The organism is Halomonas sp. PAMB 3232 (assembly GCF_031954225.1).
In the GTDB taxonomy this organism is placed as follows: Bacteria; Pseudomonadota; Gammaproteobacteria; order Pseudomonadales; family Halomonadaceae; genus Vreelandella.
The window spans coordinates 3168357-3187235 of the sequence record NZ_CP134865.1 but is presented as its reverse complement, the minus strand read 5'-3'; the positions used below and the strand labels follow the sequence as shown (position 1 = coordinate 3187235).

Sequence of the window (18879 nt, the reverse complement as noted above, 5' to 3'; positions counted from 1 at the left end):
AGGATTTAACCCATGGCATCAATCTCCGCGCTTGGTGTAGGTTCCGGGTTGGACTTGAACGGTCTGGTGGATCAGCTTAAAGCCGCTGAGCGCCAGAAGCTTACCCCCGTTTTACAGCAGCAAAGTGCTCAAAAGACCAAAATTTCGGCCTATGGGCGTCTTGAGTCGGCGATGGACCGGGTCAACACCTCGGTCAAGGCGCTAAACGATGCCTCGACCTTCAAACAGCAAAAAAGCACGGTAACCGGCAGTGGCGTTCTGGCCACGGCGGGTGAGAAGGCCAACCCTGGGCGCTTTGAAATTAGCGTGTCTCAGCTGGCTCGTGCCGGCAGCGCGGCGTCCAATAGTGTGGCGCTGGATCAGGAGCTCACTGCTACTGATACGAAATTGAAGCTCAATTTCGGCGCGGGCACTACGCAGACGAGCCTTGACGTCGATATCAAGGCAGGCAGCACGCTAGCCCAGGTACGCGATCAGATCAATGCAAATAAGGAGTCGGGTGTTACCGCCTCGCTTGTCAACGATGGCACCGGATACCGTTTGGCGCTCAGCTCAAAGGAAACCGGCAAGGACGCCTCGCTCACAGGGTTTTCCGGTCTCGATGGGCTTTCAATGGATAGCACGACGGTGCGGCCAGGCCAGGACGCTGCGCTCAACGTCAACGGCATCGCGATCACCAGCAAGACCAACCGCGTCGAAGGCGCTATTGAGGGTGTAACGCTCGATCTCACCGCCGTGTCGGAATCCCCCGCCACCCTGGTGATCGAGCGAGACAACGACTCCTTGAAGGAGGCGATCAATAACTTCGTCAGTAACTACAACGAAATGAAATCGACCGTAGAGCGCATGACCAAGTTCAACGGCGAAGGCGAGATCTCGGGCGAGCTGATAGGTGACCGTACCGTACGCACTATCGAAAACCGCTTGAGTCGTGACGTGAGCGACAGCTTGGCGGGCGGCGATATCACGCGGCTGTCTGAAATCGGAATCTCGATTGATGAGCGCGGGCGCTTGAAGGTCGACGAAGAAAAGCTCGATGCCGCTGTTGCCAACGACCCTGAAGGCCTATCTGCCTTCTTCGCTGGTGACAGCAAGGAAGCAGGCTTTGCAGGGCGCCTCAGCACAACATTGACGACCATTACCTCAGAAGATGGCCTCATTAAAAGCTCGGTCACCAGTGCAGAACAGCGAATCGAGAGTCTCGATAAGCGCAAGGAGCGCATGGAAGCCAGCATCGAGCGCAACGTGGAGCGCTATCGTAAGCAGTTTGCCCAGCTCGATGGCATGATTGCGCAGATGAACTCCATGAGCAGCTACCTGGGCCAGCAGTTCGATATGCTGAGCAATATGCAGAAGTAGTAAACCTTGCTATCAAACGAAACGGTGCTAATACGCTCTCGTTCGTAACGACAATTTATTTTATCAGCGGGGCCGTAAGGCCCCGTTATAGTTTCAAGGCCAAATTTTCATAAAAAAGTGGGTAAATGAGCTAAAGGATCGCCCCGCTTCGCCGTTAATTATAACAACGGCGATGCAAGCGCCGATTTATAGGCCTCTCTTGGGCCACTAAACACAGAGGATTACCCCATGTCCGTCATCAATACCAACATCACTTCCATGATCGGCCAGAACAACCTGAGCAAGTCCCAGGGCATGCTGGCTCAGGCGCAGGAGCGTCTTTCTTCCGGCCTGCGTATCAACAGCGCCTCCGACGACGCAGCAGGTCAGGCGATCGCCAACAAGATGACCGCCCAGATCAAGGGTATGGATCAGGCGAGCCGTAACGCCAGCGACGGTATCTCGCTCGTTCAAACCATGGAAGGCGGCCTGGACCAGATCAACGACAACCTGCAGCGTATTCGTGAACTGGCGGTACAGGGTGCTAACGACACTAACACCGCCGATGACCGCGCGGCGATCACCACCGAGATCAACGAGCGTATCGCTGAGATCGACCGCGTAGCGGGCAGCAACAACTTCAACGGCACTAACCTGTTGTCAAGCGGCGCGAGCACGGCGCTCAATATCCAAGTCGGTTCTAACACCAGCGGCAACGACACTATTACCGTCAATACTTTCGACGCAACTAGCAGTGCGCTGGGTGTTAGCGGGTCTGCGGCGGCTCTCTCCGGTGCCGGCGCGACTCACGACAACTTCCAGACGCTGATCGACAATGTCGATACCGCCGTCAAGTCGCTCGACACGCAGCGTGCGACTCTGGGTGCCACGCTGAACCGCTTCGACTCTGTGATCGATAACCTGGCGACCACGACTACTAACCTTTCCGAAGCGCGCTCACGCATCGAAGATGCCGACTACGCGAAAGAAGTGTCGAACATGACACGTGCCAACATCCTTCAGCAGGCGGGTACGTCCATGCTGGCCCAGGCTAACCAGACCCCGCAGTCTGTACTGTCTCTGCTGGGTTAATCGCTCAAGCAGTAGTACCACGAGCGAAGTGAACGACGGGGCCGCAAGGCCCCGTTTTTCGTTGGGCGCCTCGCGCATTTTTCTCATGTGAATCGCGCGAAAGGCCTAAAGAAGTGCCTCCAACAGCCGTTAATTATAATAACGGCGATGCAAGCGCCGATTTAAAGGCCTCTCCTGGGCCACTAAACACAGAGGATTACCCCATGTCCGTCATCAATACCAACATTACTTCCATGATTGGCCAGAACAACCTGAGCAAGTCCCAGGGCATGCTGGCTCAGGCGCAGGAGCGTCTTTCTTCCGGCCTGCGTATCAACAGCGCCTCCGACGACGCAGCAGGTCAGGCGATCGCCAACAAGATGACCGCCCAGATCAAGGGTATGGATCAGGCGAGCCGTAACGCCAGCGACGGTATCTCGCTCGTTCAAACCATGGAAGGCGGCCTGGACCAGATCAACGACAACCTGCAGCGTATTCGTGAGCTGGCGGTTCAGGGTGCCAACGACACCAACACCGACGATGATCGCGCCGCAATCGAAACCGAGATCAACGAGCGTTTGGCCGAGATCGACCGCGTAGCGGGCAGCAACAATTTCAACGGTACCAATCTTCTTAACGCCAGCGGCAGCCTGAGCATCCAGGTCGGTTCCAATACCGATGTTGAAGACGTCATCAATGTTAAAACTGTTGACGCTACCGTGTCGGGCCTTGGTTTGACTGGCGCGTCGGGAGGGATTGTCGCAGGGACTACCTTTACGGCCGCTAGCGGAGCTGGCGCCCACACCAGCTTCCAAAGCCTGATCGATGCCGTTGATACTGCTACTAAAACACTGGATACCAACCGCGCTACTTTGGGTGCTACGCTGAACCGCTTCGACTCCGTGATCGACAACTTGGCGACCACCTCGACCAACCTGTCCGAAGCACGCTCGCGAATCGAGGACGCCGACTACGCCAAGGAAGTGTCGAACATGACGCGCGCCAACATCCTCCAGCAGGCGGGTACGTCGATGCTGGCCCAGGCGAACCAGACGCCGCAGTCGGTATTGTCTCTGCTGGGCTAATAGTCGGGTAAGTGCTGCCATTGACAGCTAGAGTAACGGGGCCAATTGGCCCCGTTTTTCGTTCTTTCTGCAAGCAAAATTATTTTCACAAAACGGCTTTAAACCATTCAAGAATCCACGTTAACGGCCGTTAATTATAATAACGGCGACGCAGTCGCCGACCTGTAGGCCCTTCTCAGGCCATAAAATACCGAGGATCTCATCCATGTCCGTTATCAATACCAACATCACCTCCATGATCGGCCAGAATAACCTGCGCGCTTCGCAGAGCATGCTGGCTCAGGCACAAGAGCGTCTCTCTTCCGGTCTGCGCATCAACAGCGCATCCGACGATGCCGCCGGTCAGGCGATCGCAAACAAGATGACTGCTCAGATCAAGGGCATGGAGCAGGCCAGTCGTAACGCCAGCGACGGCATCTCGCTCGTTCAGACCATGGAAGGCGGTCTGGATCAAATCAACGACAACCTGCAGCGTATTCGTGAACTGGCGGTACAGGGTGCTAACGACACCAATACCGCCGACGATCGCGCGGCGATCACGACCGAGATCAACGAGCGTATCGCCGAGATCGACCGCGTAGCGGGCAGCAATAACTTCAACGGCACTAACCTGCTTAATGTTAGCGGTGGCGGTACTCTGAACATTCAGGTTGGCTCCAATACATCGACCAATGATGTTATTGAAGTGAGCACAATCGATGCGACTAGCGCTGCCTTGGGAGTGAGTGGCGCAGCTGCCGCGCTTTCCGGTGCAGGAGCATCGCACACGACTTTCCAGAGTTTGATCGACGCTGTCGATGGCGCAACGAAAACCCTGGATACCAACCGCGCGACTTTGGGCGCCACGTTGAACCGCTTTGATTCCGTGATCGATAACCTGGCGACCACCTCGACCAATCTGTCCGAAGCGCGCTCACGTATCGAGGATGCCGATTATGCCAAGGAGGTGTCCAACATGACCCGCGCCAACATTCTGCAGCAGGCGGGTACGTCCATGCTGGCTCAGGCCAATCAGACCCCGCAGTCCGTTCTATCTCTGCTTGGTTAATAACACATTAATGAGTGTCGACGGGGCCGAAAGGCCCCGTTTTCGTTATAGGCTTGAGAGAAATATGGAACACTTCGTTACACGCTATAACCCCCGCATAGCCTGAAAATAACGCAGATCTTCTGCATCATTTTTCTATAGCGTTACTCTTTGCTACATAAAAAAAGCCTTGTTTCTTCAAGTGTTGGATATAGCAGCCGTTACCCCTTGGTAGCGACGGCACAAGCGTCGCCAAGTTGGCCCGCTGGCCAGTTATACTTCAAGGAGCAATACTCATGTCTGTAATCAATACGAATATCACCTCCATGATTGGCCAGAATAATCTGAGCTCTTCACAAAGCATGCTGGCTCAGGCGCAGGAGCGTCTCTCTTCCGGACTGCGTATTAACAGCGCCTCCGACGATGCCGCAGGTCAAGCCATCGCCAACAAGATGACTGCCCAAATCAACGGTATGAGCCAAGCCAGCCGTAACGCCAGCGACGGCATTTCCTTGGTGCAAACCATGGAAGGTGGTCTCGATCAGATCAACGACAACCTGCAACGTATTCGTGAGCTGGCGGTGCAGGGCGCTAACGATACCAACACGGAAGAAGATCGCGCGGCGATTGCCACCGAGATCACTGAGCGTATTGAAGAAATTGATCGTGTTGCGGGTAGCAACAACTTCAACGGTACTAACTTGCTGGACGGCGTTAGTACTGACGACCTGGAAATTCAGATCGGCGCGAACACCACTGACGATGACACCATTTCAGTAAGCCGCTTTGACGCCACTAGCGACAACCTGGGCGCGGTGAGTGGTGGGGTTGCCAACCTGGAGGCAGCGGCCACCGCGGTATCAGGTGGTGGTGACCATAGTGATTTCCAATCTTTGATTAATTCAGTGGATAGCGCCGTAAAAGAATTGGACACTAATCGTGCGGAGCTGGGTGCCACGCTCAACCGTTTCGATTCGGTGATCGACAACCTGGCAACGACCGAAACCAACCTTTCCGAAGCTCGGTCGCGCATCGAAGATGCCGACTACGCGGATGAGGTCTCCAACATGACCCGCGCTAATATCCTCCAGCAGGCGGGCACCTCCATGCTGGCGCAGGCTAACCAGACGCCGCAGTCCGTACTGTCTCTGCTGGGTTAATTGCTCGAGCAGTAGCACAACGAGTGAAGTGAACGACGGGGCCGCAAGGCCCCGTTTTTCGTTGGGCGCCTCCCGCATTTTTTCTCATGTGAATCGCGCGAAAGGCCTAAAGAAGTACCTCCAACAGCCGTTAATTATAATAACGGCGATGCAAGCGCCGATTTAAAGGCCTCTCCTGGGCCACTAAACACAGAGGATTACCCCATGTCCGTCATCAATACCAACATCACGTCCATGATTGGCCAGAACAACCTGAGCAAGTCCCAGGGCATGCTGGCTCAGGCGCAAGAGCGTCTCTCTTCCGGCCTGCGTATCAACAGCGCCTCCGACGACGCAGCAGGTCAGGCGATCGCCAACAAGATGACCGCCCAGATCAAGGGTATGGATCAGGCGAGCCGTAACGCCAGCGACGGTATCTCGCTCGTTCAAACCATGGAAGGCGGTCTGGACCAGATCAACGACAACCTGCAGCGTATTCGCGAATTGGCGGTTCAGGGCGCCAACGATACCAACACCGCCGATGACCGTACTGCGATCACCACTGAGATCAACGAGCGTCTGGCCGAGATCGACCGCGTAGCAGGCAGCAACAACTTCAACGGCACTAGCTTGCTCAATGCCAGCGGCAGCCTGAGCATTCAGGTTGGCTCCAACACCGATTCCGAAGACGTGATTAGTGTCAAGACCGTCGATGCGACTGTGGCGGGTCTGGGCTTAGCAAGCGGCAGTGAAATCACCGGCACCACATTTGCCGTTAGTGGTGGCACCGCAGCCCACAGCAGCTTCCAGAATCTAATCGACTCCGTCGATGCCGCGACCAAGACTCTGGACACCAACCGCGCAACCTTGGGTGCCACGCTGAACCGCTTCGACTCCGTAATCGACAACCTGGCGACCACCTCGACCAACCTGTCCGAAGCGCGCTCACGAATCGAAGACGCCGATTACGCGAAAGAAGTGTCCAACATGACTCGCGCCAACATCCTTCAGCAGGCGGGTACCTCCATGCTGGCCCAGGCGAACCAGACGCCGCAGTCTGTACTGTCTCTGCTGGGTTAATTCTTTCAGCGGTACAACTAATGAAACAACCGAACGGGGCCAAAAGGCCCCGTTTTCTTTTAGGTGGCTCAGTGTCAGCTCCTTTACACGTTTCCTACCAGGCCAGCCTAAAGCGTGGCGTCGCACATTCGGTAACTATAATTATCTCCTTCGCAACCCTGGTTCCTGAAGCAGTCCATGGAATACCTGCTTAAAAACCGGTGCATTTGCCTCTTTGGTACACGTGGTCGCGAAGTAGACTAGGCAGACTGCCACTTTTTTGCGAGCTGCCTAATGGCCAAGACGACTCCCGCCACACCCAAACGTAAACCTCGTTTGCTATGGGCCAACCCGTTCTGCCTTTTGGATACGTCCAGCGGTGCAAGCATGACCGTACGCCAAATGCTGCTTCAGTTAGTGGCCAATGGGTATGACGTCAAAGTGCTGGGAGCGACGGTATTCGACAACCCCAAGGGAATGGCGCTTCTCAAGGAGCAGTTCGCTGATCTCGATTCCCATCTGCACCAGTTGATTGACGCGAAAGATGGTCCTCTGACTCATCAGATGCTCGTGAGCTACAGCTATAACCGGAATCATTTCACCACGCACGAAGAAGGGCTCTGGTATAGCCAGTATGTATATCTGTTGGATTCCTTCAAGCCGGACGTTGTGTGGTTCTACGGTGGCCAGACCGTGGATATGCTTATCGCCGACGAGGCCCGCGATCGAGGTATCCCCGTGGCCTTTTATCTGGCTAATGGCAACTATAAATCGCCCCGCTGGTGCCGTGATATTGATCTGATCGTAACCGACAGCCAAGCAACGGCAGACATGTATCGCAAGGAAGTAGGATTTACCTCCACGCCGGTAGGCAAGTTCATTGCCTCGGACCGCTTCGTTGCCGATGAGCACGAGCGCAAGCGACTTCTTTTTGTGAATCCGAGCTGGCAGAAGGGCGCCAGCGTGTTCGTACAACTGGCTGAAAAGCTCGAGCGAGAGCGTCCGGATATCGAACTTGAGGTCGTGGAGGCGCGCGCCGATTGGTCGGCCGTGCTGCGTGAGACGACCAAGCGGATGGGGCAACAGCGCAGCACGTTGAGTAACGTGACTGTGACGGGTAATACCAGTGATATGCGAGGGCCTTATAGCCGCGCGCGCGTATTGGCTGCGCCCAGCCTCTGGTGGGAGAGCTCCGGGCGGGTGCTTGCTGAGGCCATGCTCAATGGTATACCGGCGCTGATCACCAATCGCGGTGGCATGCCCGAAATGGTAGGTAAGGCGGGTATCACCTTCGATTTCCCCGAACAGTGTTATGAAGAGCCCTACCAGCATCTGCTTGGCGAGCAAGAGTTACAGCCGCTATTCAATGCAGCGGTCGCTTTTTTCGATGATGAGGCGCTCTATCAGAAATACGTGGCACAGGCTTTCAACATAGGTGAAGAGAAACACCACATTGATCGTGCTACCGACAGACTGCTTAGTGCCTTGGCTCCTCTGGTGCGAGAACGCGCTGGTAACAAGGAGTTTTCGGCCAGCCAGAAGAAGCGTCATCGCCAACGCCTTCCAAGCAGGGCCACCAAGCCAGAAATGAAAGTGGATCGCACTCTACAGCAGCTGATCAACGGCAAAATAAAAGGCGTTTTGGGGAGCGACACCCAAGCGACCAAGCTGCATCTCACTGAAGATTTTACTTGGCAATTAAAGGGGAAGATCATCGTACTTGATAATCGTGCCAGCCTGATCAAGAGTGGTTTGGCTGATCAGATGGCAGTAACTGGGGCGTTCGGTATCGTAGCCTTTGACCCCGCCAGCGAAATCAAGACGCCCAAGCAATACGAAGGCAGTGATACGATTCAGCTTTTCCAGCACGCTTTATTGGGCGATGGTCGACCGGCCACCCTGCATGCCTGCGTTGCCCCGGAAATGACCAGCACTTTGGCACCCCTTTCGGCAGATAAATTAGCCGAACGCCACCATTTAGGGGCACAGGAAATCGCGGATCTGCCGATCAATACGGTAGCTGTGGACAGCATTACGGGGCTGGAGAGCCTCGATTGGCTCATTCTGGACGAGTTGAGCGATGCCATGGCCGTTCTGGAAAACGGCAAGCAATATCTCGAACAGACGCTGCTGGTTCAGGCACGCGTGCCGTTTCAATTAACTCACGAGAAGCAGCCCAGCCTTGCCGAGCTACAGCATTGGGCGAGCCGCAACGGGTTCCGTTTCTACCGTTTTCATAATATCCGCCACCATAGCCATCTGCCGGAAAAACTGAACGAGCGTTCGCCCTGCGCCAGCGAGCAGGAGAGTGCGGATGTACTCTTTCTACCCAGTTACGAGCGTATGGCGAAGCTTAGCGATAAGCAGAAAAGAAAACTCGCTTTTATCATGAGTGCCTGCTTTGCCGCACATGATATGGCCTTCGAGTTGATGGCGGGCATCAGTCATGACAAAGCGTTAGAATTTCTCGAAGCCCACAAGATTTTGCCTTCTACTACACAAACCGACGGCGGTGATGAAAATCGCTCTTCGACGCGGATGGACGCGTCTCAAGCCGCCTTTCTGGGGCACGACGACAACCTTTTGGCGTTAATTGATTGATATAGCAGAGGCGGCTTGAATGTTTGCTTACGAAAAGTTCGATGTTTTTGACGAGATAGTCTCGAGTCTGCCGGTGGGTAGCGCGCTGACCTACTCACCACTGCTCAGGGAGGGCTTTCAGTTCTGCCTGGACAAAGCAGATAAAATTGGCGATGTCGAGAACACAAAAAGCTTGGGGCTGTCGGGCGTCGATCGTTCTCGATACCCGGCCAAACGCGAAATCAGAAAGATTGGTTACTTCCACGACCAGGATTTTTTGAGCAATATTCTGACCGGTTTTGAGGCGCAAGGTGTCACGGTCGAAAAGCTCGAACTTATTCCTGCGCGATTCAAGAAAGTGCTAAGTAACAAGCAGCGAGAGGAGATAGACTTTTTCGATCACCACTTGCGTACTTCGTTTGGCTGCGATATCCGCGAGAAGCTCGAAGATCGTTTTTATCTCGTTAACGCCATGATTCCAAAATACTACGACCTGCTCAAGCGGTCAGGAGTCGATGCTCTCCTTTTCAGGGTCTACTACGGACTTAACTACTTCCCCATTATCTTTGCCTGCAAGATGCTGGGGATTACCGTAATTGACGTTCAGCACGGTATTAATGGGCTTAAACACGTTTGCTATTCAAGATTCAAACAAAGTGAAATTGACAGCCCATTTCTGCCAGATATCTTCTGGACATGGAGTGATATGGCAACACACATGTTGACCAAGGGAAGCGCCATTGAATCAGGCGCTACGGTGGTCGAGGGGGGCGGGCCTGTCTACCTTTCTCGCGATGCCAAGGAGGGAAATAAAATACTTTATACCCATCAGCCACAATCAAAGGGCATACCGGTGCCCTTGGAAGAGATCAAACGCGTTTATCAACTGAAAAAACGCGAGATCGTTGTCAGACCTCATCCACTGCATATTGGTGAAGCAAAAGAAGTGATGACTTTACTCCAAAAAGAGGGAGTCAAAGCGAAATTGGAGGACCCTAACAAGCTAGCGATCAATGATTCGTTAAAGCAGGCCGGTGTTCATATCACTTGGTCCTCCACCTGTGCACTAGATGCACTCAACTTTGGTGTGCCTTCTGTTCACTGCTCGGAGCTTATCGATGAGGTGGAGCGTGAGTTCGTAACTGGTCTTCTTTTTAGATGTTCCGAAGTCACTAAGGATAACCTCGTCAGAGATCTATCCAGGGCTAGCCCCTATAGTCTCGGTTCAAAAGAGCGTGTGACGCATGCGGTTTCGAAAGTATTGTCGCTTCCCGCTAGCGAAGGGAGCTCTTAATGAAAGCGAGTAGAGAGGTGCTGGTAACGGGAGCCGATGGATTTATCGGTTCTCATTTGGTCGAGCTTTTGGTCGAGGAGGGCTATCGCGTAAAGGCGCTTGCCCAATACAACTCCTTCAATAGCTGGGGGTGGCTTGAAGATATCGGCTGTTTGAACAGCGTAGAGGTCGTCAGTGGTGATGTCCGCGATCCCCACTTCTGTAAGTATATTACCCGGGAGGTTGACACGGTCTTTCACTTGGCAGCGCTCATTGCCATTCCTTACTCCTACATCGCGCCGGATAGCTACGTAGATACCAATGTCAAAGGTACGCTCAATATTTGCCAAGCAGCCCTTGATAATGGTGTAACTCGTTTAATTCATACCTCTACGAGTGAGGTATATGGCACTGCACAGTATGTCCCTATTGACGAGCATCATCCGTTGCAGCCGCAATCGCCTTACAGTGCGTCCAAGATAGCCGCTGATGCCATGGCAATGAGTTTCTATAATGCGTTCGATCTACCTGTTACGGTAGCTAGACCCTTCAACACCTATGGTCCCCGTCAGTCGGCTCGCGCCGTCATACCGACCATCATCAGCCAGATAGCATCCGGGATGAAGCAGATCAAGCTAGGCGATGTTTCGCCCACTCGTGACTTTAATTATGTGGAAGATACCTGTTGCGGTTTCCTGGCTTTGGCCAACAGCGATATTGCGATCGGCGAAACAGTAAACATCGCTTCTAACTACGAAATATCGGTCGGCGACACGCTCGGAATCATTCGTGAATTAATGGATCACGATGTCGAGTTCATTATTGACGAACAGAGGTTGCGTCCCGGTAAATCGGAAGTGTTCCGTCTTTGGGGAGATAACGCCCGCCTTCGCGAGATGACCGGTTTTTCCCCTCAGCACGACATTCGTGAAGGACTCAAGAAAACGATCGACTGGTTTTCTCAACCCAACCAGTTGGCAAAATACAAAGCCAATCTATATAACATTTGAGTTATACCATGCTGCCTAAGCTGATCGAATTCGTTCGTGGCTATTACCGTACGGAGGCGTTCAATCCCCTACCTGAACTTGTATCTCAAGGTGGTAGAAAAACCTATGTGGCTGAAACGATTGGATCTACTTTTGTTTCCAGCGTCAGGAACTATGTTGACAAGCTAGAGCATAGTATTGCCGTTTATAGGGGCATCCCCAACTCAATAGCGACAAACAAAGCGCCGTATCCTTATGAATATACGAACGATGAGCTGGGCTATAACTACGTCATGCTGACCCCAAACTCTGCGTGTGTGAATGGCCAGATCAAGCAAATCGAGACATTTGCTGGAGAGAAATGGCGCTTGGCAGCGGGCTTTGCTGATCACTTTGAGGCCGGTGATCCTCTCGTTATAACCGAGCAGGACGGGTGGCGTAGCAACTATTGGCTCAATGCGGTGATTCGTGGCGAGGTGGCGCAACGTGCGGAATGGCTCAAGCTGATCAAACACAAGATCATGGTGACATTGCTTATCGGGAAATTGAGGAGTTGGCTGCCCATGTATGCTCATTCGCCCGTCGGCGACATATCCCATTTAGAGTGTTTAGAGAAGCGAGTAGTTAATTTGGCTAGCAGCCTGATTCTGTTAGGCAGGAGGAGCGATGCGTAACGTCGCTGTTTTTACCGGAACTCGTGCCGAGTACGGTCTACTGTACTGGTTGATGAAAGAGATCGACGCTCATCCTCGACTATCGTTGCAGGTGATCGTGGCTGCCATGCACCTCTCTCCCGAATTCGGTAAAACATCTAACCTGATCGAATGTGATGGCTTTAGCATCGATGCTAAGGTCGAAATGCTGCTTTCTTCGAATACCGGCGTTGGTGTTGCGAAATCCATCGGTCTTGGCGTCATCAGTCTAGCCGATGCACTGGATCGCCTGAAACCTCATGTGATCGTGATTCTGGGCGATCGATTCGAAGCGTTAGCCGCAGCCCAAACGGCCCTGATGCTCAAGATTCCCATCTTGCATGTTCATGGCGGTGAGGTGACCGAAGGCGCCTACGATGATGCCATTCGCCACGCGATCACTAAAATGGCGATGATGCATGCTGTGGCAGCTGAGCCTTATCGGCAGCGAGTTATCCAGATGGGGGAGGATCCTCAACGTGTCGTGAATACCGGTGCGCTTGGCTTGGATCATGTCAAACGCTCACCTCGTTTGAGCCGAGAAGCGCTTGCTAAAACGCTTCACTTTTCACTTGAACGCCCTTTTTTTCTGGTGACCTATCATCCTGAAACTCTTGCAGACGTGCCGGCACTGGAGAGTCTTCAAACTGTTCTTACAGCACTTGATGAGTGGCCTGACTACCAAGTCATCCTGACCTATCCGAATGCCGATGAGGGTGGGCGGGAGATGATAGGTGCTATTGAGGCGTATAGCGCGCGCCAGCCTCATCGCGTTATGGCCGTTCCATCGCTGGGATCCCAGCGCTACCACTCCGCGCTGGCCGAGTGCGCTGTCGTTATAGGTAATTCATCAAGCGGTATCATCGAGGCACCGAGCTTTCTGGCGCCGACCGTTAATATTGGTCAGCGGCAAGCTGGTCGTCTAGCCGCTGCGTCCGTGATTAATTGCGATTCGACATCAGCTTCGATTCGAGGGGCTATTCAGCACGCGCTGAGCCCGGAGGTTCGCTCTGACACTCGACGTTTTCAAAACCCCTATGGGCAAGGTGATGCAGCCGGTCGCATTATGGACATGCTGTTATCCATGCCTTTGACCACGATCAAACGTTTCCATGACTATTTGGGGTAACCGTTTTGATATCCGATAAGGTATTCATCATTGCCGAAGCTGGCGTTAACCATAATGGCGACCGCCAGCGTGCTTTCGACCTCGTAGATGCCGCCGCCGCCTCTGGTGCCGACGCCGTAAAGTTTCAGACCTTTAACGCAAAGCGGCTGGCCGCTGGTTCGGCACCTAAAGCCGCTTACCAGCAGCAGACCACCGATGTCGGCGAGAGCCAGCTTGTCATGCTGCAGGCGTTGGAGCTGCCCATGGAGTGGCACAAGCCGCTCCAACACCATGCGCATCAGCGCGGAATCGAGTTTCTGTCGACCGCATTTGACCTGCAGAGCCTTGCGTTTCTGGAAACGCTGAAGCTACCTTTCTATAAGGTTCCCTCAGGGGAAATCACCAATGCGCCGCTGCTGTGGGCTTTTGCTAATACCGGAAAGCCACTCGTCGTTTCTACAGGCATGGCATCGCTGTCGGAGGTTGAGCAGGCGCTGGCGATCATCAGTCACGCCATTCGCAATGACCAGCCGCCACAAGACATGACGGAGGTCTGGCGAAACTGGAGTGAGCAAGTAGCACGCGAAGTGCTATCGGATAGGGTCAGCCTTCTGCACTGCACCTCGCAATATCCGACCCCCATGGCGGAAGTTAATTTAAGAGCTATGGATACTCTTTTCAGTGTTTTTGGCCTGCCGGTGGGTTACTCCGATCATACCCAGGATTTACTAATCCCGGTTGCCGCCACCGCTCGAGAAGCCACCATTATTGAAAAGCATTTTACTCTAGACCGCCAGTTACCGGGGCCGGATCATAAGGCGTCCCTGGAACCCAATGAACTCGCCCGTATGGTCGATGCCATTCGCCAGGTAAGTCTCGCGCTGGGCGATGGGTATAAGGCACCTCAGCCAAGCGAATGGCAAACGCGTGATGCCGCACGCCAGCAGTTAATAGCTCGGCGACCGATCAAACATGGGGAGACATTCACCCCGGACAACATGACCACTGCCAGAGCTGGCCGGGGCGAGCCTGCCTACCTCTACTGGGATTATCTGGGCAAACAAGCGATCCGCGATTATCGAGCGGGTGAAATGTTGTGAATGCTCCTCCTGTTATTCTTTTGGGAGCCGGTGGACACGCCAAGGTAGTCCTTGATCTTTTACGATTCACTGGGCGCACCGTTATCGGCGTATGCGACCCAATACTGGAGCACAAACCGGGTGGCCTATGGCGAGGAATTCCTGTACTGGGTGGTGATAACGACTTGTTAAGCCATGTAGCTGACACGGTAGAACTCGCCAACGGGGTTGGAAGTTTGCCCGGCCAGTCCACGCGCCACAACCTGCACGAGCGAATCATTGCTCTAGGTTACCGCTTCGCGACCCTGGTTCATCCCAGTGCCGTGCTTTCTGAAAGCGCAATTCTGGGCCGCGGCGCCCAAGTCATGGCCGGGTGTGTAGTCCAAGCCGACGTGCAAATTGGAGAGGGCACCCTGGTCAATACGGCTGCGCATATCGATCATGACTGCCAACTGGGTAGGCATGTACATATCGCCCCTGGCGCTGTGCTCTCGGGAGGTATCAGGATCGCGGATAACGTTCATGTAGGCCCTAATGTCACGATCATTCAGGGAGTCACTATCGGTACCGGCGCCATCATCGGCGCGGGGACAACGGTGCTGCACGACCTGCCCGAGTATCATCAACTCATCGGTCAGGCACCGCGTTCGCCAACCCCCTTATAACAAATAATGGATGGAGGCACAGTCGTTAATGAAAAAGTGGGAAAAAGCGTTAGTCAACAGTGGCACAAGCTTGAGCGACGCGATCAAGGTATTGGATAGCGCCGCCCTGCGCATTGTGCTGGTGGTCGATGAGCAGCGAAAGCTGCTGGGAACACTCACCGATGGCGATCTGCGCCGTGCCTTGATCAGCCATAGGCCGCTCGAGTCGGCGGTGGATGATGCCATGAATCCTCGCCCTAAAGTGGCAACGCTGAACTGGAGCCGTGAACGGCTCCTTCATGTAATGGAGCAGGGGCAACTTCTGCAGCTGCCGATTGTTGACGATCATCAGCGCCTCATTGGGCTGGAAAGTCTGCATGACTTATTAAACCCTTCAACTTATAGCAATCCTGTTTTTCTCATGGCGGGCGGATTTGGCACACGCTTGCGGCCCTTGACCAACGATTGTCCCAAACCGATGCTAAAGGTAGGAGATAAGCCTATTCTTCAAATAATTGTCGAAAGCTTTATCAAGGCTGGCTTTCACCGCTTTTATATTTCGACCCATTACATGCCCGAAATGATTCGCGCACATTTCGGCGATGGCCGTTCTTGGGGAGTATCAATTCAATATATACATGAAGAGAGGCCTCTTGGAACGGGAGGCGCCTTGGGGCTCTTGCCCAAGACAGAAATAGACCAGCCACTTTTCTTGATGAATGGTGATCTGCTCACCACACTTAACTTTGAAAGTCTCTTGCAGTTTCATAACTCGCATCCCGCAAGTGCGACGATGTGTGTGCGTGAGTATGAGCATCAGATTCCCTATGGTGTCATCCAGGGTAAAGGGCACCATATTACGTCCATGGTAGAAAAGCCGCTGCAACGTTATTTCGTGAATGCAGGAATCTATTTGCTTGATCCTGAACTCGTTCATCGAGCGGCGCCAGACCACCATATTGACATGCCAACGGTACTTGAAAATGAAATAGCGGCTCAACGCAAGGTCAATATGTTCCCTATCCATGAATACTGGTTAGATATTGGACGTATGGAGGAATTTGCGCGTGCTCAAAAGGATATAGCCGGTAGCCTACAATGAGAGAAGAGATAAAGCGCATAGGTACGCTGGCCATCATTCCTGCACGTAAAGATAGTAAGCGGCTTCCACGAAAAAACGTGCTCGCTTTGGCAGGGAAACCGTTAATAAACTGGTCGATTGATGAGGCTTTAAAAACACAATTGGTAGATCTGGTGGTAGTGACGTCTGATGATGAAGAAGTTATCTCGATTGCCAAGGCTTATCAGAGCCCCCGAGTTGAAATTATCCAGCGACCAATAGAACTCGCTACCGATACGGCTAAAAGCGTCGATGTTGTTATTCATGCTTTAATCGAGATGGAAGCGCGAGGAGTTTGGCCCGAGCGTGTTGTTTTACTTCAGCCAACATCTCCTTTGAGGACAGTAAGCGATATCGAAGGGGCTGTTCGGCTGTTTGTTGAGATGCGGGCTGACAATATTGTATCGGTTTGTGAGGTAGACCACCCCACCGCTTGGTGTGGCAAGGTTGATGAAAATTTGGGACTTGTGGGAATTGATCTTTCAGTTTCACGTTCTCAGGAGGCCGAAAAGGAATATCGATTGAATGGTGCTATTTATATAGTGACTCCATACACTCTTAAAGAGCAGCGTCAGCTGGTAACCAGTAGTGCAAAAGTATTCATGATGGATAAGAGAGGGTCGCTGGATATCGACGATATTTTTGACTTTAAACAGTGCGAGTTTTTTTTAAATTATTTATAGAGTGTGATAAAAAAAATAGCATTTATCAGTGTTTTTCGAGTGTCTTGATCGTTCTTGAATTGCTAGTGTGTTCTGGAAGTAATACTTGTTGAGTAGGGAGGGTTGGCTTGTGTTTAGAGATTTGTCTACCAGTTTTTGGATTATAAAAGCTTCTAATGAAGCGTTTAGTGACGCGCAATCATACACTATGAAATTTTCAGTTGCTTGCGAGTCTTGATACGTGGATTCAGATGAAGTTTCCAATAAATTTGAACGGAAGACTACTAAGCTCCGCTATTTGAGGGGCAATGAGGCATGATGTTTGGGTTTTTTCAAAGAGTAAACTGTTAGCGGGTAAGGTTTAATAATTTTAAAACGTTTTGCGATGACTGGTTTGCCTGAGCCAAAAGAGCATCACCAGCTCGTTGTAAAATTTGGCTTTTAACCAAACGGCTGCTCTCCAGCGCGTAGTCTGCATCCATGATACGAGATTGCGCGGTATATAGATCAGCGGTTTGGTTTTCACTTCCGGTAACTGCGCTTTCCAGTCTATTTTGTGTCGCGCCGTAATATCCCCGATAATAGCCAATTGTTTGTAGCGCGGATTGAAAATAAGAGATTGCATCTTGGGCGTTCCCAGCCGTATCCAGCGATACTTCTTCCAGGCCTAGCGATCGATGGTCAGAAGGAGTCGCTTCGATCGTCATGGTTTCAAGATCATTTCCATAATCAGCGCTGGTAACAATAGTAGTTGACTGGCTAGTTGGCGCTGAGCTGGGCTCTGGATCAACCCATTCGACAGGCATCTCATCCCAAGTCGCTTTGGCATAAAATATGCCGCGTCCTACTACCAATAGCATCAAGGGCTCAGTTGTTTTATCGATAGTAATGACTTCAAACGTCTCAGAGGGTGTAACGTTGTCAATGCTGCCGCTATTGAAATCAGTGCCCTCCTCTAGTGCGAACGCTCGATCTCGATCACCGCTATAGGTAATTCTCATGCCGTTATATTCAAAATCGACGGGCGGGTTGTCGATACTATACTGACCTGTCGCATCCTTAAATACTGAGGCATCGTAGGCCGCACCGGGTAAAAGACCGTTTTCTTCGGTCATCAGTTTATCCGCTGAGTCGGCATCATTGATATTGCGTGACGACCACACATAGTCGGTCGGGCTATTATCCGAACCAATGACGGGGGTTCCTACCAGATGCTTGCCATCAAGTGTAAAAAGCTGCATATCGTCATCAACTCTAAGGGAGTTCATATCGATACGCACTTGGGTGGCACCCGCTGGAATGTAGGCAGTCGGTACGATTCCTGATGTAAAGTTCTTTAACTTGTCATCCAGTTTGACCGTAATATGCTCAGTATTTCCCAATCGAGCAGGGGCGGGCCCCGGCTCAGCCGGTGCCAAGGGCATTTTGCCAAACGCTTCTGTAGCATTGGCGATGCGGTCAATTTCGTCTCGCAGCTGCATGTACTCGCCATTGATCGCCGAACGGTCATTACTGGATAGCGTTTCCGACGCGGCCTGTACCGCTAAACGATTGGCGCGGTGTAGCAGGTTATTAATACTGTTCAGGCCGCTTTCGGCCGTTTGTATCAGGCTGATGCCATCATTCATGCCTCGCTGCGATTGCGCGTTGGCTCTAATACTACTTTCCATTTTGTTGGCGATCGCACGTCCCGCAGCATCATTCTTGGAGCTGTTGATACGCAAACCGGATGATAGACGTTGTATTGCTGTTTGAGCAGAATTTCGAGCCGTAACTCGATTCTGTTGTAACGCAAGACTCGTCATATTGGTCCTGATGCCCATCATGGAGTAGCTGCTCCGGTTGCTTCTAACTCTGGATTACGAAACCGCTCTCCAAAAAATCGTTGTTGTACCGTTTGTTACCTTGGTAGTAATGACGCTCCATGCGACCCCGCTTGGAGCTTTCGCTCTCTATTATATTGTTATTACTGCGTTTGATATCGTTCATTAACGACAGCATTGCCCTCCAATT

At 52.5% G+C, this 18879-nt stretch carries 16 protein-coding genes; 15 read left to right on the top strand and 1 reads right to left on the bottom strand.

All coding sequences use genetic code 11. The features are described from left to right. Positions 1 to 54 precede the first annotated feature (54 nt). The 15 genes from fliD (at position 55) to RN346_RS14490 (ending at position 16887) form a co-directional block, all read left to right on the top strand. Complete coding sequence (gene fliD, locus RN346_RS14560; RefSeq protein ID WP_311961529.1) at positions 55 to 1359, top strand: flagellar filament capping protein FliD; 1305 nt, start codon at positions 55 to 57, stop codon at positions 1357 to 1359. A gap of 228 nt (positions 1360 to 1587) precedes the next feature. Continuing rightward, entirely contained in the window at positions 1588 to 2430 is an 843-nt protein-coding gene (locus RN346_RS14555; protein ID WP_263586105.1) for a flagellin, read from the top strand. Positions 2431 to 2633: 203 nt separating this feature from the next. After that, a complete protein-coding gene (locus RN346_RS14550; RefSeq protein ID WP_311961528.1) occupies positions 2634 to 3494 on the top strand; it encodes a flagellin in 861 nt (286 codons plus the stop codon). A 205-nt stretch (positions 3495 to 3699) separates the two neighbouring features. Continuing rightward, complete coding sequence (locus tag RN346_RS14545) at positions 3700 to 4542, top strand: flagellin (protein WP_263586107.1); 843 nt, start codon at positions 3700 to 3702, stop codon at positions 4540 to 4542. Positions 4543 to 4817: 275 nt separating this feature from the next. After that, positions 4818 to 5681, top strand: a complete 864-nt coding sequence (locus RN346_RS14540; RefSeq protein WP_263586108.1) for a flagellin — start codon at positions 4818 to 4820, stop codon at positions 5679 to 5681. Positions 5682 to 5885: 204 nt separating this feature from the next. Beyond that, the gene (locus RN346_RS14535; protein ID WP_263586109.1) at positions 5886 to 6740 is read left to right on the top strand and encodes a flagellin; all 855 of its coding nucleotides are present in this window, start codon (positions 5886 to 5888) and stop codon (positions 6738 to 6740) included. 273 nt (positions 6741 to 7013) lie between these two features. Continuing rightward, entirely contained in the window at positions 7014 to 9320 is a 2307-nt protein-coding gene (locus RN346_RS14530; protein ID WP_311961527.1) for a glycosyltransferase, read from the top strand. Between the two features lie 19 nt (positions 9321 to 9339). Beyond that, positions 9340 to 10593, top strand: coding sequence for a hypothetical protein (locus RN346_RS14525; RefSeq protein ID WP_311961526.1), 1254 nt, complete (start codon positions 9340 to 9342; stop codon positions 10591 to 10593). Then, positions 10593 to 11582, top strand: a complete 990-nt coding sequence (locus RN346_RS14520) for an NAD-dependent 4,6-dehydratase LegB (RefSeq protein WP_311958680.1) — start codon at positions 10593 to 10595, stop codon at positions 11580 to 11582. The genes RN346_RS14525 and RN346_RS14520 overlap by 1 nt, the downstream gene beginning before the upstream one ends. Positions 11583 to 11590: 8 nt before the next feature. Next, positions 11591 to 12235 carry a hypothetical protein gene (locus tag RN346_RS14515; RefSeq protein WP_263586113.1) on the top strand — a complete coding sequence of 215 codons (645 nt, stop codon included), beginning with the start codon at positions 11591 to 11593 and terminating at the stop codon, positions 12233 to 12235. Next, the gene (gene neuC / locus RN346_RS14510) at positions 12228 to 13382 is read left to right on the top strand and encodes a UDP-N-acetylglucosamine 2-epimerase (RefSeq protein ID WP_263586114.1); all 1155 of its coding nucleotides are present in this window, start codon (positions 12228 to 12230) and stop codon (positions 13380 to 13382) included. The genes RN346_RS14515 and neuC overlap by 8 nt, the downstream gene beginning before the upstream one ends. Before the next feature lie 5 nt (positions 13383 to 13387). Further along, positions 13388 to 14461 (top strand): N-acetylneuraminate synthase, encoded by a 1074-nt coding sequence (gene neuB, locus RN346_RS14505; RefSeq protein WP_311958678.1) that lies wholly within the window; start codon positions 13388 to 13390, stop codon positions 14459 to 14461. Continuing rightward, entirely contained in the window at positions 14458 to 15105 is a 648-nt protein-coding gene (locus RN346_RS14500) for an acetyltransferase (RefSeq protein ID WP_311961525.1), read from the top strand. The genes neuB and RN346_RS14500 overlap by 4 nt, the downstream gene beginning before the upstream one ends. A 28-nt stretch (positions 15106 to 15133) precedes the next feature. After that, positions 15134 to 16186: a nucleotidyltransferase family protein gene (locus tag RN346_RS14495; RefSeq protein ID WP_263586117.1), complete on the top strand. Its 1053-nt coding sequence runs from the start codon at positions 15134 to 15136 to the stop codon at positions 16184 to 16186. Further along, positions 16183 to 16887: an acylneuraminate cytidylyltransferase family protein gene (locus RN346_RS14490; RefSeq protein WP_311961524.1), complete on the top strand. Its 705-nt coding sequence runs from the start codon at positions 16183 to 16185 to the stop codon at positions 16885 to 16887. Before RN346_RS14495 ends, RN346_RS14490 begins: the two co-directional genes overlap by 4 nt. A 326-nt stretch (positions 16888 to 17213) precedes the next feature. Here RN346_RS14490 and RN346_RS14485 read toward each other — a convergent pair whose 3' ends face one another. Next, the gene (locus RN346_RS14485; protein ID WP_311961523.1) at positions 17214 to 18692 is read right to left on the bottom strand and encodes a flagellin; all 1479 of its coding nucleotides are present in this window, start codon (positions 18690 to 18692) and stop codon (positions 17214 to 17216) included. Between the last annotated feature and the right edge of the window lie 187 nt (positions 18693 to 18879).